The organism is Solibacillus sp. FSL K6-4121 (genome assembly GCF_038002585.1).
GTDB classification, from domain to species: domain Bacteria; phylum Bacillota; class Bacilli; order Bacillales_A; family Planococcaceae; genus Solibacillus; species Solibacillus faecavium.
Map to the genome: position 1 here is coordinate 1,749,084 of NZ_JBBOCS010000001.1, position 13,992 is coordinate 1,763,075.

13 protein-coding genes and 1 pseudogene are annotated in these 13,992 nt (G+C 37.8%); 13 read left to right on the forward strand and 1 reads right to left on the reverse strand.

Going from position 1 to position 13,992, the window contains the following annotated elements; translation table 11 throughout:
• The first annotated feature begins 1 nt into the window (after position 1).
• The 9 genes from MHH95_RS08675 to MHH95_RS08715 all read left to right on the forward strand — a co-directional run bounded on the left by MHH95_RS08675 (position 2) and on the right by MHH95_RS08715 (position 9,390).
• On the forward strand, positions 2–775 hold the full coding sequence (locus MHH95_RS08675) for a dihydroorotate dehydrogenase electron transfer subunit (protein ID WP_191698469.1): 774 nt from the start codon (positions 2–4) through the stop codon (positions 773–775).
• Complete coding sequence (locus tag MHH95_RS08680) at positions 772–1,683, forward strand: dihydroorotate dehydrogenase (RefSeq protein ID WP_340727175.1); 912 nt, start codon at positions 772–774, stop codon at positions 1,681–1,683. Before MHH95_RS08675 ends, MHH95_RS08680 begins: the two co-directional genes overlap by 4 nt.
• 1 nt (position 1,684) lies before the next feature.
• Positions 1,685–2,392 carry an orotidine-5'-phosphate decarboxylase gene (pyrF, locus tag MHH95_RS08685; RefSeq protein ID WP_340727176.1) on the forward strand — a complete coding sequence of 236 codons (708 nt, stop codon included), beginning with the start codon at positions 1,685–1,687 and terminating at the stop codon, positions 2,390–2,392.
• A 1-nt stretch (position 2,393) separates the two neighbouring features.
• Positions 2,394–3,026: an orotate phosphoribosyltransferase gene (gene pyrE / locus MHH95_RS08690; RefSeq protein WP_191698466.1), complete on the forward strand. Its 633-nt coding sequence runs from the start codon at positions 2,394–2,396 to the stop codon at positions 3,024–3,026.
• A 632-nt stretch (positions 3,027–3,658) separates the two neighbouring features.
• On the forward strand, positions 3,659–4,675 hold the full coding sequence (locus tag MHH95_RS08695) for an ABC transporter ATP-binding protein (RefSeq protein WP_340727177.1): 1,017 nt from the start codon (positions 3,659–3,661) through the stop codon (positions 4,673–4,675).
• A complete protein-coding gene (locus MHH95_RS08700) occupies positions 4,672–5,619 on the forward strand; it encodes an ATP-binding cassette domain-containing protein (protein WP_340727178.1) in 948 nt (315 codons plus the stop codon). The genes MHH95_RS08695 and MHH95_RS08700 overlap by 4 nt, the downstream gene beginning before the upstream one ends.
• Position 5,620: 1 nt before the next feature.
• Positions 5,621–6,583: an oligopeptide ABC transporter permease gene (gene opp4B / locus MHH95_RS08705; RefSeq protein ID WP_340727179.1), complete on the forward strand. Its 963-nt coding sequence runs from the start codon at positions 5,621–5,623 to the stop codon at positions 6,581–6,583.
• 37 nt (positions 6,584–6,620) lie between these two features.
• Positions 6,621–7,532 carry an ABC transporter permease gene (locus tag MHH95_RS08710; protein WP_340727180.1) on the forward strand — a complete coding sequence of 304 codons (912 nt, stop codon included), beginning with the start codon at positions 6,621–6,623 and terminating at the stop codon, positions 7,530–7,532.
• Between the two features lie 19 nt (positions 7,533–7,551).
• A complete protein-coding gene (locus MHH95_RS08715; RefSeq protein ID WP_340727181.1) occupies positions 7,552–9,390 on the forward strand; it encodes an oligopeptide ABC transporter substrate-binding protein in 1,839 nt (612 codons plus the stop codon).
• 303 nt (positions 9,391–9,693) lie between these two features.
• Here the strand turns inward: MHH95_RS08715 and MHH95_RS08720 are convergent, their stop codons facing one another.
• Complete coding sequence (locus tag MHH95_RS08720; protein ID WP_340727182.1) at positions 9,694–11,376, reverse strand: Rqc2 family fibronectin-binding protein; 1,683 nt, start codon at positions 11,374–11,376, stop codon at positions 9,694–9,696.
• 239 nt (positions 11,377–11,615) lie between these two features.
• Here MHH95_RS08720 and MHH95_RS08725 point away from each other — a divergent pair, with 239 nt between their 5' ends.
• The 4 genes and pseudogenes from MHH95_RS08725 to coaBC form a co-directional block, all read left to right on the forward strand.
• Positions 11,616–12,491 (forward strand): YicC/YloC family endoribonuclease, encoded by an 876-nt coding sequence (locus MHH95_RS08725; protein ID WP_340727183.1) that lies wholly within the window; start codon positions 11,616–11,618, stop codon positions 12,489–12,491.
• Between the two features lie 16 nt (positions 12,492–12,507).
• A complete protein-coding gene (gmk, locus tag MHH95_RS08730; protein ID WP_191702335.1) occupies positions 12,508–13,125 on the forward strand; it encodes a guanylate kinase in 618 nt (205 codons plus the stop codon).
• Positions 13,126–13,129: 4 nt separating this feature from the next.
• Entirely contained in the window at positions 13,130–13,354 is a 225-nt protein-coding gene (gene rpoZ / locus MHH95_RS08735) for a DNA-directed RNA polymerase subunit omega (protein WP_008403352.1), read from the forward strand.
• An 88-nt stretch (positions 13,355–13,442) separates the two neighbouring features.
• Positions 13,443–13,976: pseudogene (coaBC, locus tag MHH95_RS08740) on the forward strand (bifunctional phosphopantothenoylcysteine decarboxylase/phosphopantothenate--cysteine ligase CoaBC); the annotation flags it as partial.
• Between the last annotated feature and the right edge of the window lie 16 nt (positions 13,977–13,992).

Below are 13,992 nucleotides of genomic sequence, written 5' to 3' on the forward strand. Positions count from 1 at the left end.
AATGATTCGTCAAGAGAAAATGACTGTTATTTTGCAAAAGCAAATTGCCACGAATATTTTCGAATTGACACTACAAGGACAACTGGTTCAGGACATGACTCCTGGCCAGTTTGTTCATGTAAAAGTGTCAGATACATTCGAACCGTTGCTGCGTAGACCCATTAGTATAGCAAATGTAGATAAAGAAAAAAATGAGTTTACGATGATTTACCGTGCAGAAGGCCGCGGAACAAAATTCCTTGCAACAAACCGTGAAGGTCAAATCGTGGATGTGTTAGGTCCTCTTGGAAATGGTTTCCCCGTTGAAGCCGCCGAACCTGGTCAAACTGCGCTTTTAGTCGGTGGAGGAATTGGTGTCCCGCCACTTCACGAATTATCTAAGCAACTAAATGCTCGCGGAGTGAAAACAATTCACGTTTTAGGGTTCCAATCCGAGGATGTGTGCTTCTATGAGGAGCAATTTAAAGCTCTTGGCGACACTTATTATGCAACTGTTGATGGCACGAAAGGAACGAAGGGCTTTGTCACAACTGTATTTGATGAGGTGAAACCTGAGTTTGATGTATTTTATTCGTGTGGTCCATTACCGATGCTACGTGCATTAGAAGGTTATTACCCGGACAAAGAGGGCTATTTATCATTTGAAGAACGTATGGGTTGCGGTATCGGGGCGTGCTTTGCCTGTGTATGTGATACAACGGAAAACTATGTAAAAGATTATGTTAAAGTGTGCTCAGACGGACCAGTATTCCCGAAAGGAGTTGTGGCATTATGAATCGACTGAATTTACAACTTCCAGGATTAGAACTAAAAAATCCAATTATGCCTGCTTCAGGTTGCTTCGGCTTTGGTCGCGAATATGCAAAACTTTATGATCTTTCACTTCTTGGTGCAATTATGATTAAAGCAACAACTGTAGAAACACGTAAAGGAAATCCAACGCCACGTGTAGCAGAAACATCTGCCGGGATGTTAAATGCGATTGGACTGCAAAACCCTGGTATCGACAAGGTAATGGGAGAAGAACTTAAGTTTTTAGAAGACTATGATGTTCCAATCATTGCAAATGTAGCAGGTACTGAAGTTGCAGACTATGTAGAAGTCGCAGAACGTATTTCGAAAGCATCCAATGTAAAAGCGTTGGAATTAAACATATCATGTCCGAATGTTAAATGTGGGGGTATTCAGTTCGGAACAGATCCTAGTACTGCGCAACAATTAACTGCTGCTGTTAAGGCGGTTTCGAGTGTGCCGGTTTATGTAAAATTATCGCCAAATGTAACGAATATTGTCGAAATCGCAAAAGCTGTTGAGGCAGGTGGGGCGGATGGCATTACAATGATTAATACACTAGTTGGTATGCGTTTAGATGAGCGAACAGGTAAACCAGTTATTGCAAATGGAACAGGTGGATTATCCGGTCCGGCAATTAAACCAGTTGCTATTCGTATGGTATATGACGTTTATAAAGCGGTAAATATTCCGATTATCGGTATGGGTGGCATAACATGTGCGCAAGATGTCATTGATTTTATGTCGGCAGGTGCATCAGCCGTTGCAGTTGGTACTGCAAACTTTGTCGATCATTTCGTATGTCCTACGATTATTGAAGAATTACCAGGCTTGCTGGATGTATTGCAAGTTGAACATATATCAGAAATTATCGGAAGGAGCCACCGTTAATATGAACACAAAACCTATTATTGCATTGGATTTTCCGAGTGAAAAGGATGTAATGGGCTTTTTAGCGCAGTTTGAAGAAAAGCTTTTCGTTAAGATTGGAATGGAGCTTTATATGCAGGAAGGTCCCCGTATCGTTCATCAAGTGAAAAGTGAAGGGCATGATATCTTTTTGGATTTAAAGCTTCACGACATACCTAATACTGTCAAATCGGCTATGAAGGGCTTAGCACGTCTTGGTGTGGACTTGGTGAATGTTCATGCTGCAGGCGGGTGTGCCATGATGGAAGGTGCTTTGGAAGGTTTAGAAGCGGGAACAGCAGCAGGAGGAAAACGCGCTGCACTCATTGCAGTGACCCAACTAACATCAACGACAGAACTACAAATGCAAAAAGAACAAAAAATCGGTTTATCGCTTCAAGAGTCGGTTTTACACTATGCTCAGTTATCGAAACAAGCTGGCCTTAACGGAGTAGTATGCTCAGTTCATGAAGCACACGCAATCCGTGAAGCTTGCGGCGAAGACTTTTTACGGGTGACCCCAGGTATTCGTATGCTTGGCGGCGAAGCGCATGATCAAAAACGAATTGCTACACCAGATGGAGCAAAAAAAGACGGCTCATCGCTTATCGTAGTTGGCCGTGCAATAACAGGTGCAGACAATCCTGTTATTGCCTATAAAAAAGTTTGTGAACTATGGGAGGAAAAATAATATGTCATTACAAAACGAAATCGCTCACGCAATGTTAAAGGTAGGAGCAGTTGAACTGAATCCGACAGATTTATTTACATGGGCTTCCGGTATTAAATCACCCATATATTGTGATACACGTTTAACAATTTCCGATCCAACTATTCGTAAACAAATTGCAAATGGCCTAGCAACGCTAATTAAAGAAAATTTTGCAGACTGTGATGTTGTAGCAGGTACAGCAACAGCAGGTATTCCACATGCTGCATGGGTTTCAGATATCTTGGAATTGCCGATGGTTTACGTACGTTCAAAGGCAAAGGAACATGGCCGTGGAAAACAAATTGAAGGGAAATATGCTAAAGGTCAAAAGGTTGTTGTAGTAGAGGATATCGTTTCGACGGGTGGTTCATCAATTACCGCGGTAGAGGCGTTAAGAGCGGCAGGTTGTGAAGTTTTAGGTGTTGTTTGTGTATATACATATAATTTACCGAAAGCTGAGCAGGCATTTGAAGCGGCAAATGTAAAATATACTTCTTTAACTAATTTTGACTTTTTAGTGGATGCGGCTAAAGAATCAGGAAATATTCAAGAAACAGAGATTCCATTCTTGAAAAATTGGCATAAAGACTTAAAAGACGGAAAATTAAAATAAAAAAATATTATAAAATTTCAAAAACGTGTGAAAGTAAAAAAAAATTACTTTACACGTTTTTATTATAGTTATATAATCCAGTTATGAAAATTTTCAGTTTTTTTAAAAGTGAAGTTTAATAGATAGTTGTCATATTAAACTTTTTTGATTGATTTGTTCTGTTTGTTTTATGTAAAAAAGATATAAATATAGTCATTTACGCAATTTATTTAAAAAAAATTAATGGAAAATTTTAATTTTAAAGAATAGTTTGCTATTGATAAATTTTAAATGTTAAATTAGAATAGTTAGAAAGTTTAATAATTAACATAAAACTTTATGTCTTAACAAATTTGACAAAAAACCAACAAATTATTAACACTTAAAGAAATCTGATTATTTTAAAAGTTTTAATTTCTTTCAATAAGGGTATATAACACGTTTGGGAAAATTTAAAACTGAAGCTACAATCAGGAAATTGAACTAAGTGCACCGATGAAAGATTGTTCAAAAGTATTGTACGGATAATTGACATCCAGGAAATATGTACTGCAGTTCTCAAGTAAAGATGCAATTACGCTAGAGCGTACTTGATTATAGGATGAGCTTAGCTGAGTTGAAAGAATGTTTATGTAGAAAGGAGCGATTATTTTATGTCTACGAATACGAACGAATTATTAAAAATCCGAAATTTACGTACGAGTTTCCGTATTAAAGATACATACTACCCAGCTGTAGACAATGTTTCATTAACGCTTCGTAAAAATGAGATTTTAGCAATTGTAGGAGAATCAGGTTGTGGGAAGAGTACATTAGCAACTTCAATCGTTGGATTACATAATTCAAATAATACAAAAGTTGAAGGTGAAATTCTTTATAACAATCAAAATCTAGTAAATTTAACGGATAACCAATTTAACAAGCTGCGAGGTAATGATATTGGATTCATATTCCAAGATCCACTATCGGCATTGAATCCGTTAATGCGTATTGGAGATCAAATTGAGGAAGGTTTAATTTATCACACTAAATTAAACCCGCAACAGCGAGAAAATCGTGTATTGGAACTATTGGACCAAGTGGGAATTCCAAACTTTCAACGTGTTGCGAAACAATTTCCTCACCAATTATCAGGTGGTATGCGTCAACGTGTAATGATCGCGATCGCATTATCAGGAAAGCCGGCAATTATAATTGCTGACGAACCGACAACAGCACTGGATGTAACAATTCAAGCTCAGATTTTGGACTTGTTAAAATCGCTTCAGGATGAAATTCAGTCAGGCATTATTCTAATTACACATGACTTAGGTGTTGTTGCTGAAGTAGCGGATCGTGTAGCTGTAATGTATGCAGGTGAAGTTATTGAAGAAGCACCGGTTGTTGAGTTATTTAGAAATCCAAAGCACCCTTATACAAGATCATTACTGAAATCAATTCCTCAAACAAACAGTGAGAGTGAACAATTGGAAGTAATTCAAGGGATGGTACCTTCTCTTATGAAGCTGCCGCGTCAAGGTTGTCGTTTCTCATCACGTATCCCGTGGATTCCACAGTCAGCACATGAAGAAAACCCAGAGCTTCACGAAGTTGCTCCAGGCCATCTTGTGCGCTGTACTTGCTGGAAGGAATTCCATTTTGAGGATGAGGAAGGGAGCGTAAATCAATGAGTTTTATGCAAGTAGATGATTTAAAAGTTCACTATCCTATCCGAGGTGGATTTTTTAACACAGTAGTTGACCATGTTTATGCAGTAGATGGTGTAACAATGGAATTTGAACGCGGAAAAACTTACGGTCTTGTAGGAGAATCTGGGTCAGGGAAGTCAACGACTGGTAAAGCGATAATAGGGTTGGAGAAAATTACATCAGGACGCATCATTTATGAAGGTGAAGATGTAACAAATACACGCCGTAAACGTGATTCAGCATATAACCGGGATATTCAAATGATTTTCCAAGATTCACACTCCAGTATGAATCCAAGAAAGCGTGTTTTGGATATTTTAGCAGAGCCAATTCGCAACTTCTTGAAATTGTCACCGCAAGAAGAACGTAAACGCATTAATGAGCTTCTTGCAATCGTTGGGATGTCAGAAGATGTTTTACTGAAATATCCGCATGAATTCTCAGGCGGTCAAAAGCAACGATTAGGGATTGCCCGAGCAGTAGCATGTAACCCTAAAATGATTATTGCGGATGAGCCAGTATCAGCACTTGATTTATCTGTTCAGGCACAAGTTTTAAACTTTATGAAGGACATTCAGGAGCAATATGGAATAAGTTATTTATTCATCTCGCATGATTTAGGGGTAGTTCGTCATATGTGTGATAACATCTCAATTATGTATAAAGGTAGATTTGTTGAGACAGGAAAGCGTGAAGATATATACACAAATCCTAAGCATATCTATACGAACCGACTTCTATCTGCTATTCCTGATATAGAGCCGGAAACGAGAATTGAGCGAAAGCTTGAACGTCAAAAAGTTGAAGCAGCGTATCATGAAGAACAGCATAAATATTATGATAAGGATGGAAAAGTATATCCTTTAAAATCGATTTCAGACACACATAAAGTGGCCATGTCTGAAGATGAAAAGGAGCGTGTATAGTATGTGGAAAACGATAGTTCGCCGTGTTTTAATAATGATTCCGCAGCTATTTATTTTAAGTCTCCTAATTTTTATATTAGCGAAACAAATGCCGGGTGATCCTTTTACAGGATTAATTACACCGGAAACGGACCCGAATGTACTTGAAGAAATGAGAATTAAAGCCGGATTCTATGACCCATGGTATGTTCAGTACTACAACTGGATTACAAATGCGGCTAAAGGTGATTTTGGACAAAGTTATACGTATAAAAAACCGGTTGCCGATATTATCGGAGCTCGTGGAATGAATACTTTATTACTTTCTTTATTAAGTGTAATTTTAGTATATTTAATTGCTATTCCACTAGGGGTGCTTGCAGGTCGTTATCAAGAGTCATTTTTGGATAAATCAATCGTCCTATATAGCTTTATCTCTTATGCTATCCCGACGTTTGTATTATCGCTGATTTTCGTGTACGTATTTGGATACAGGCTCATGTGGTTTCCAACAAGTGGTACGGTAGATATATCTATCGATGCAGGGACATGGGAGTATTATTGGAGCCGTTTCTACCACCTGCTGTTACCAGCTATAACATATGCGCTGTTAGGGACAACAGGGATAATTCAATATTTACGTACAGAGATTATTGATGCAAAGACGATGGATTATGTGAAAACAGCGCGCAGTAAAGGAATTCCGATGAAGAAAGTATATTCTCGACATATCTTCCGGAACTCACTATTACCAATCGCAGCATTTTTAGGATTCACAATTACCGGATTACTTAGCGGATCAATTTTTATTGAAACTGTATTCGGATATCAGGGTATGGGTAAATTATTTATCGATTCAATTTTAAGTCGTGACTACAGTGTCATTACAGCACTAGTTATGTTATTTGGCTTCTTAGCATTATTAGGTAGTCTATTGTCCGACATTATTTTAAGTATTGTTGACCCGCGTATTCGCATAGACTAATCAAATTAATAATGACTAAGGAGAGGTGATTTTAATCATGGAAAATAATAATGCACAGACAGTAGATAAGTTAGAATCTCAAAGCTCTCCGCCAACTGGTATTCAAGTTATTTTGCGGGAGTTTAAAAAAGATAAATTAGCAATGTTCTCTTTAATAGGGGTTATTTTATTAATGGTTACAGTTATGGTATTAGCAATTGTAATCGATCAAGCAAAAATTATGAATATTCAATTATTGGAGCGTTTTACTGAACCGGGGGTAAGAGGTTATATCCTTGGTGCCGATGAAGCTGGTCGAGATATGTTCGGTCAGCTGATCATAGGTGCAAAAAACTCAATTTTAATTGCAATCGCTATTACGGTTCTAGCCAATTTTGTTGGTATTGCTTTAGGGATTATCATGGGGTACTACGGTGGATTTATCGATAACTTCTTCATGCGTATTATCGACTTTTTCATCACTCTACCAACTCTTATGATTGTCATCGTAGTTATAACAATCATTCCATCATACGGAATAATGGATTTAATTTTAATTCTTGCAGCATTTCAATGGATGTCGACGGCCAGACTTGTGCGTTCAAAAGCACTATCTGAAGCACGTCGCGATTACATTAGTGCCTCTAAAACAATGGGTACTAGCGATTTCGCGATTATGTTTAAAGGTTTACTACCAAACTTAAGTTCGCTGTTAATTGTCGAAGTGACATTAAGCTTTGCAGGCAACGTAGGGATCGAAACAGGTCTTTCGTTCTTAGGTTTCGGTTTACCACCGTCAACACCAAGTCTAGGTACTTTAGTAAGTTATGCTATGAACCCGATAATCTTATCGAGTAAATGGTGGATATGGTTACCCGCGTCAATATTAATTTTAATTTTGATGCTTGGTATAAATTACGTTGGCCAAGCGCTACGTCGTGCAGCTGACGCAAAACAACGTTTAGGATAAAAAAAGGGAGGAAAAACAAATGATGAAAAAGAAAGGTCTTATGCTTTCTTCTGTATTTGCTACTGCTTTAGTATTAGCTGCTTGTGGAGGAGACGATACAGAAACAGCAACTGAAAAACCAGTTGAAAAGAAAGAAGATACAACAACAGAGGAAAATACAAATGACGGTGCTACTACTGCTGAATCACCTACATTACCAGAAGAAGTAACTAACGATGGTGAAGCTATTCAAGGCGGTACATTAAAATTCGCTTTAGTAACAGACACTCCATTCTCAGGGGTTTTATTAGCTGAATTATATGAAAATGGTTATGACGCTGACATCATGGACTTCATGACTAACAATATTTTTGAGACTGACGGTGACTTCTTAATTACTGATGAAGGTATCGCAAAATTAGATGTGGATGCGGATAACAATAAAGTTACAATTACAATTCAACATGATGTTAAGTGGTCTGATGGTGAGCCATTAACTGCCGATGATATAATTTATTCATATGAAATTATTGGTCACCCAGATTATACGGGTATCCGTTATGATGCTGACTTCCAAAATATTATCGGTGCTTCTGAATATAAATCAGGTAAAGCTGATACAATCTCAGGAATTAAAAAGATTGATGACAAAACTGTAGAAATTTCAATGACTAAAGTTTCGCCAGCAATTTACTCTGGTGGTGACGGTTTATGGAGTACTGCAGCGCCTAAGCATTACTTAGAAACAACACCAATCAAAGATTTAATTTCTTCACCACAAGTTCGTAAAGCTCCTGTAACTTTAGGTGCTTTCAAATTAGATAAATTAATCGACGGTGAATCTGTTCAGTTCGTAGCCAACGAGCATTACTGGAAAGGTAAACCGAAATTAGATAAAGTTGTATTACAAGTAGTACCTTCAGCTTCTATCGGTGAAGCATTACGTACTGGTCAATATGATATGGCATCTTCTTATCCGACTAATCAGTATGACGGCGTAAAAGATTTAGAAAACTTAACAGTATTAGCTCGTCCAGAGTTAGCATACTCTTATATTGGTTTCAAACTTGGTAAATGGGATGCAGCTGCAGGTGAAGCAGGTTTAAACATTATGGATGAAAATGCGAAAATGAACGATGCTAAGTTACGTCAAGCTGTTGCTTATGCAATGGACATCGAGCAAGTAGGAGAGCGCTTCTACCAAGGCTTACGTACTCGTGCAACATCATTAATTCCACCAGCGTTCGCTTCATTCCATGACAACACTTTAGAAGGATACAATTATGATCCTGAAAAAGCAAAAGCATTATTGGAAGAAGCAGGATATAAAGACGTTGATGGCGATGGTATCCGTGAAGATAAAAATGGCGAGAAATTTGCAATCCGTTTAGCGGGTATGTCAGGTTCAGATACTGACGAAGCAATCGTAGAGTATTACCGTCAAAACTGGAAAGAAGTAGGTTTAGATGTACAGTTAACTACTGGCCGCCTAATCGAGTTCAACAGCTTCTATGATAAAGTAAAAGCGGATGATCCGGAAATTGATATGTTCATGGCAGCTTGGGGTACAGGTTCGAACCCATCACCACTTGGTTTATATGGTGAAGCTTCAGCATTCAACTACAGCCGTTTCGTAACACCAGAATTACAAACATTATTAGCTGATATCGACTCTAAAGAGGCGATTGATGCAGGTTACCGTGCTGATGCATTCCGTAAATGGGAAGAGTACATGTTCGAGCAAGCATCAACAGTTCCAATGTACTTCCGTACAGAAATTATCCCAGTTAACAAACGTGTGAAACACTACAATGTTAATTATGGAAATAGCACAGAGTTACACGAAATTGAGTTAGTAGCTGAAGATCCAGTTAAATAAGCTTTAACACAAAGAGAGCCGCTTAGAAATTTTTCTGAGCGGCTCTTTGTATTTTTAATGAAGGCGTTATTAAAAGCAAAAAATAGACAGAGAAATTCCGTCTATTTTAAAAGAAACTCAAAAATAAGCCAATATAAACGGAGAATTTCCGCTTATCTATTTAAATAATATGAAAATAGATCAATTTTCAATGAATAAACGGAAAAATTCCCTTTATTTATCCCTAATACTAGATTACTTCGTAAATAACGGTAAAACGTCCGCTTATTTTTTCAAATCGAGCCAGAGTTTCACGAGTTATAGCTATTTTTTCAACTGCATAACGATTGCTTCATCAGGTGTTACATAAATCGTTTTTTGTTCAAAATAAATTACAAATCCTGGTTTTGCCCCATTCGGTTTTTTTACATGGCGGATTTCCGTATAATCGACAGGAACCGAAGAAGAATCACGTGCTTTAGAAAAATATGCACATAACATTGCGGCTTCCTTCAGTGTCGTTTCATCCGGATCTTCAGAATGAATGACAACGTGTGAGCCAGGAATATCTTTCGTATGCAACCAAATTTCATTGCGCTTTCCAATTTTGAATGTTAAGTAATCGTTTTGCTTATTATTTTTACCGACAGAAATCGAAACCCCAGTTGAAGAAGTAAAATTTTCCGGATCGGGTTTCGTCGGTTTCTTTTTGCGTTTCGCTTGTCGAATACGAAGCAATCCCTGTTCAGCAAGTTCTTCGCGAATTTCCTCTATATCAGCAGGTGACGCCTGTTGTACTTGTTGAGTAAGCATTTCTAAATAATCGATATCTTCTGTAGCTTTTTTCTTCTGTTCCTCAATCATGATTAAAGCTGTTTTTGCCTTGTTGTATTTCGTATAGTAACTTTGGGCATTTTCAATCGGTGTTTTCCTCGGGCTGACTGGAATTCTTACCTTTTCAGCCTGTTCACTATAGTAGTTCTCTACATCTACAAACTCGGCACCTTTTGAAAAATTATAAAGGTTTGCCATTAATAATTCTCCGTATAGTTGGAACTGCTCCAAGTTTTGTGCGCGTTCGTAATCTTTTTGAAGTTTTTTTTGTTTGAGCTTTAATTTGTTTAATTCATTTTGCAACCAGCGTTCCAAATCACCGGCTTGCTGCTTCACGCGGTCACGTTTGGCACGGGCAAAGAAAACTCGGTCCAATAATTCACCAAGCGTTTCATAAGTTGTTGAAACGCCTGATAAATGCGTCAAGCTAGTAGGAGAAAAGTAAATTTTACCTTCTTGCTCTACATAAGTTGGCTGAGCGCTCGTTGCGATTTCATTCATTAGCTGTCTGCATGCCGTAACAGCATCCGTTGTGGATAAACGATGTAATAATTCTGTAGCATGGAGAGGAGAAAAGCCTGCAAAATGCTCAATAATTTCTTTCACCGTTACTTCTTTAGAAAAGAATTGCTTAATTTCCTCATCTGATAAACTAGTAAGCGCAATCTTTTGCTGTTTTGGTGGTGCGATATACTGCTGACCAGGCAACACAGTTCGGTAACTGTTCATCGATGGAGGTAAATGCTTTAAACTATCTATAATTGTATTGTTTTTTGCATCGATTAATAATAAATTACTGTGGCGTCCCATAATTTCGATAATGAGTTTTCGCTTTACAGCATCGCCTATTTCATTTTTGCTATCAATTTCCAATGTAATTACTCGTTCAAAACCATCTTGAACAACAGACTGAATAAATCCTCCTTCAAGATGTTTTCTTAAAAGCATGCAAAACATAGGAGGGTCTGCTGGATTTTCGATAGATTGATTTGTTAAGTGAATACGTGAGTATGATGGATGAATAGAAAATAATAACTTCACGTTTTGACCGGCTGCACGGATTTGTAATACGACTTCAAGTGCATTCGGCTGATAAATTTTTGTAATTCGTCCAGATGCTAAGGTTTGTAATTCCTTACTCATCGAACGAGTAAATAGTCCGTCAAATGCCATCTTTATGCCTCTTTCATTAAATAAGTCTACTTGATTGTTTTATCATACCATTATTTAGCTCAATTCTGTAGTTGATCACATCTACTATAATGAAAATTAAACATTTATTAAAAAGATAAAAACTATTTTATTACAACTTAACTATGATAAAATATGTTTTTATACAATAAACGTTAAAGCAATATATGTAGAACATATGCTATAATTGAAACAATATGTAAAGAAGGATGTGACGAACCTTGGTACGCAGTATGACCGGATTCGGCAGGGGGGTCACAACAACGAAAAACTTTCAACTAACTGTTGAGATTCGTGCTGTGAATCATCGTTTTTTAGAGATTAATACGAAGTTTCCAAAAGAATGGATGGAATCTGAAGTTATAGCAAAAAAAATGTTGTCGGATTCTATTTCCCGTGGGAAAATAGATGTTATCATTTTTTTGAAAGAGCTTCATGATACACAACAAACAATCCAGATTAATTGGTCTCTGCTTAATTCTTTTCTTCAAGCAAAAGAAGAATTGTCCCATACGGTTCCGATGCAGGAGAAATGGACAATGCAGGAAATTGTAAGTCTTGAACAAGTGCTTCAAGTGGAAAAGGTAGAGCTCCAGCAGGAGGAAATCGTTGAAGCTGTAAAAAGTGCTTTGTCAGAAGCTATTACGAACTTGATTGCCATGCGTGAACGCGAAGGACAGGGCTTAGAGGTAGTAATGTTACAGTATAAGGCAGACCTTGAAGCTCAAATTGCACATATAAGACGAAGTGCGCCTATTGCTGTTGAAAAGTATCGCACTCGTTTAATGACTCGATTGGAAGAAGTGGCAAATGGGCAAACTTTAGATGACCGCCTGCTTACAGAAGTGGCTATTTTTGCAGAGAGAATTGATATTACAGAAGAGTTGGATCGTCTGGATAGTCATTTTAATCAGTTAACAGAAACGCTAAACGAGCGAGTAGCAATTGGTCGAAAGCTTGACTTCATCATGCAGGAAATGAACCGTGAAATTAATACAATTGGTTCAAAAAATCAATCTACTGACTGTTCAGCGGCAGTCGTGCAAGCAAAAACAATTCTAGAAAAAATGCGGGAACAAGTTCAAAATATTGAATGAAATAAAGGAGTTATTTATGAAGAAACAACGTGGATTATTAATTGTTTTATCTGGTCCATCAGGTGTTGGAAAAGGTACGGTTCGTAAAGAGCTTTTTTCGCAGCCTGATACAAATTACGAATATTCGATTTCGATGACAACACGTAATCCTCGCGAAGGCGAAGTAGATGGTGTAGACTATTTCTTTAGAACACGTGAGGAATTTGAAGTATTAATCGAACAAGGCGGGTTACTTGAACATGCAGAGTTTGTTGGTAATTATTACGGTACACCGCTTGCATACGTACAAGAAACACTTGAAGCCGGGCGTGATGTCTTTTTGGAAATTGAAGTTCAGGGAGCAGCCCAAATTCGTGAAAAAGCACCAGATGCGTTGTTTATCTTTTTAGCACCACCAAGCATAACAGAACTTGAGCAACGTTTAGTTGGACGTGGTACGGAAACAGAAGATGTCATCGCCCGTCGTATCGCAACCGCTCGTGAAGAAGTCGAAATGATGAGTTTATACGATTATGTTGTAGAAAACGACCAAGTTCATAATGCATGTGATAAAATTAATGCAATCATTGTAGCAGAACACTGCCGTCGTGAACGTGTGGAAAAACGCTATTTGTCAATGTTGAGAGGAGAATGAAACCATGTTATACCCATCAGTGGATAAGTTAAAAAAACAAATCGATTCTAAGTATTCTTTAGTGAGCTTAGCATCAAAACGTGCACGCCAAATGCAAGAAGAGGGCGGCGAGCATTTAAGCTCATACGTTTCTTATAAACCAGTAGGAAAAGCATTGGAAGAGGTAGCTGCTGGTAAGCTACGTAAAGTTCAGCAAGATGCTTCTACTGTTTATGAAGACGAAATTTAGTTTTTGCGCATAATCGAATAATTTTTGAGTAGAAGCTCCCTAAGAATCTTTCTTTGGGAGCTTATCCTTTGAAAGGACGGTTAAAGTGATGAAGAAAAACAATGTGTTATTGTGTGTTTCCGGTGGAATAGCCGTTTATAAAGCTGTGGCATTAGTAAGTAAGCTGGCACAAGCAGGGTTTAATGTAAAAGTATTGATGACAGCATCTGCACAAAAGTTTGTGACACCTTTAAGTTTTCAAGTGATGTCAAAAAATGATGTGTTTTACGATACTTTTGATGAAAAAGATTCAAATGTCATTGCGCATATCGATTTAGCTGATTGGGCAGATTTAATCATCGTGGCACCAGCAACTGCAAATGTTATTGCTAAAATGGCACACGGAATGGCTGATGATATGCTGACGACAACACTTCTGGCGGCTACTGCTCCGGTCTGGGTAGCACCGGCTATGAATGTACATATGTACGAGCATCCGGCAGTACTACGCAATATTAATCAGCTGCATGAAGATGGTATTCGTTTTATCGAGCCGTCTGAAGGATTTTTAGCATGTGGGTATGTTGGAAAAGGCCGATTGGAAGAGCCGGAGAAAATTACAGAACTTGTAGTGAATCATTTCCATCATCAATTAGGAA

What these genes read in the sequence shown, in the direction of transcription:
- MHH95_RS08675 (WP_191698469.1), top strand. Translation starts at nt 2, where the DNA reads ATGATTCGTCAAGAGAAAATGACTGTTATTTTGCAAAAGCAAATTGCC.
- MHH95_RS08680 (WP_340727175.1), top strand. Translation starts at nt 772, where the DNA reads ATGAATCGACTGAATTTACAACTTCCAGGATTAGAACTAAAAAATCCA.
- pyrF (WP_340727176.1), top strand. Translation starts at nt 1,685, where the DNA reads ATGAACACAAAACCTATTATTGCATTGGATTTTCCGAGTGAAAAGGAT.
- pyrE (WP_191698466.1), top strand. Translation starts at nt 2,394, where the DNA reads ATGTCATTACAAAACGAAATCGCTCACGCAATGTTAAAGGTAGGAGCA.
- MHH95_RS08695 (WP_340727177.1), top strand. Translation starts at nt 3,659, where the DNA reads ATGTCTACGAATACGAACGAATTATTAAAAATCCGAAATTTACGTACG.
- MHH95_RS08700 (WP_340727178.1), top strand. Translation starts at nt 4,672, where the DNA reads ATGAGTTTTATGCAAGTAGATGATTTAAAAGTTCACTATCCTATCCGA.
- opp4B (WP_340727179.1), top strand. Translation starts at nt 5,621, where the DNA reads ATGTGGAAAACGATAGTTCGCCGTGTTTTAATAATGATTCCGCAGCTA.
- MHH95_RS08710 (WP_340727180.1), top strand. Translation starts at nt 6,621, where the DNA reads ATGGAAAATAATAATGCACAGACAGTAGATAAGTTAGAATCTCAAAGC.
- MHH95_RS08715 (WP_340727181.1), top strand. Translation starts at nt 7,552, where the DNA reads ATGATGAAAAAGAAAGGTCTTATGCTTTCTTCTGTATTTGCTACTGCT.
- MHH95_RS08720 (WP_340727182.1), bottom strand. Translation starts at nt 11,376, where the DNA reads ATGGCATTTGACGGACTATTTACTCGTTCGATGAGTAAGGAATTACAA.
- gmk (WP_191702335.1), top strand. Translation starts at nt 12,508, where the DNA reads ATGAAGAAACAACGTGGATTATTAATTGTTTTATCTGGTCCATCAGGT.
- rpoZ (WP_008403352.1), top strand. Translation starts at nt 13,130, where the DNA reads ATGTTATACCCATCAGTGGATAAGTTAAAAAAACAAATCGATTCTAAG.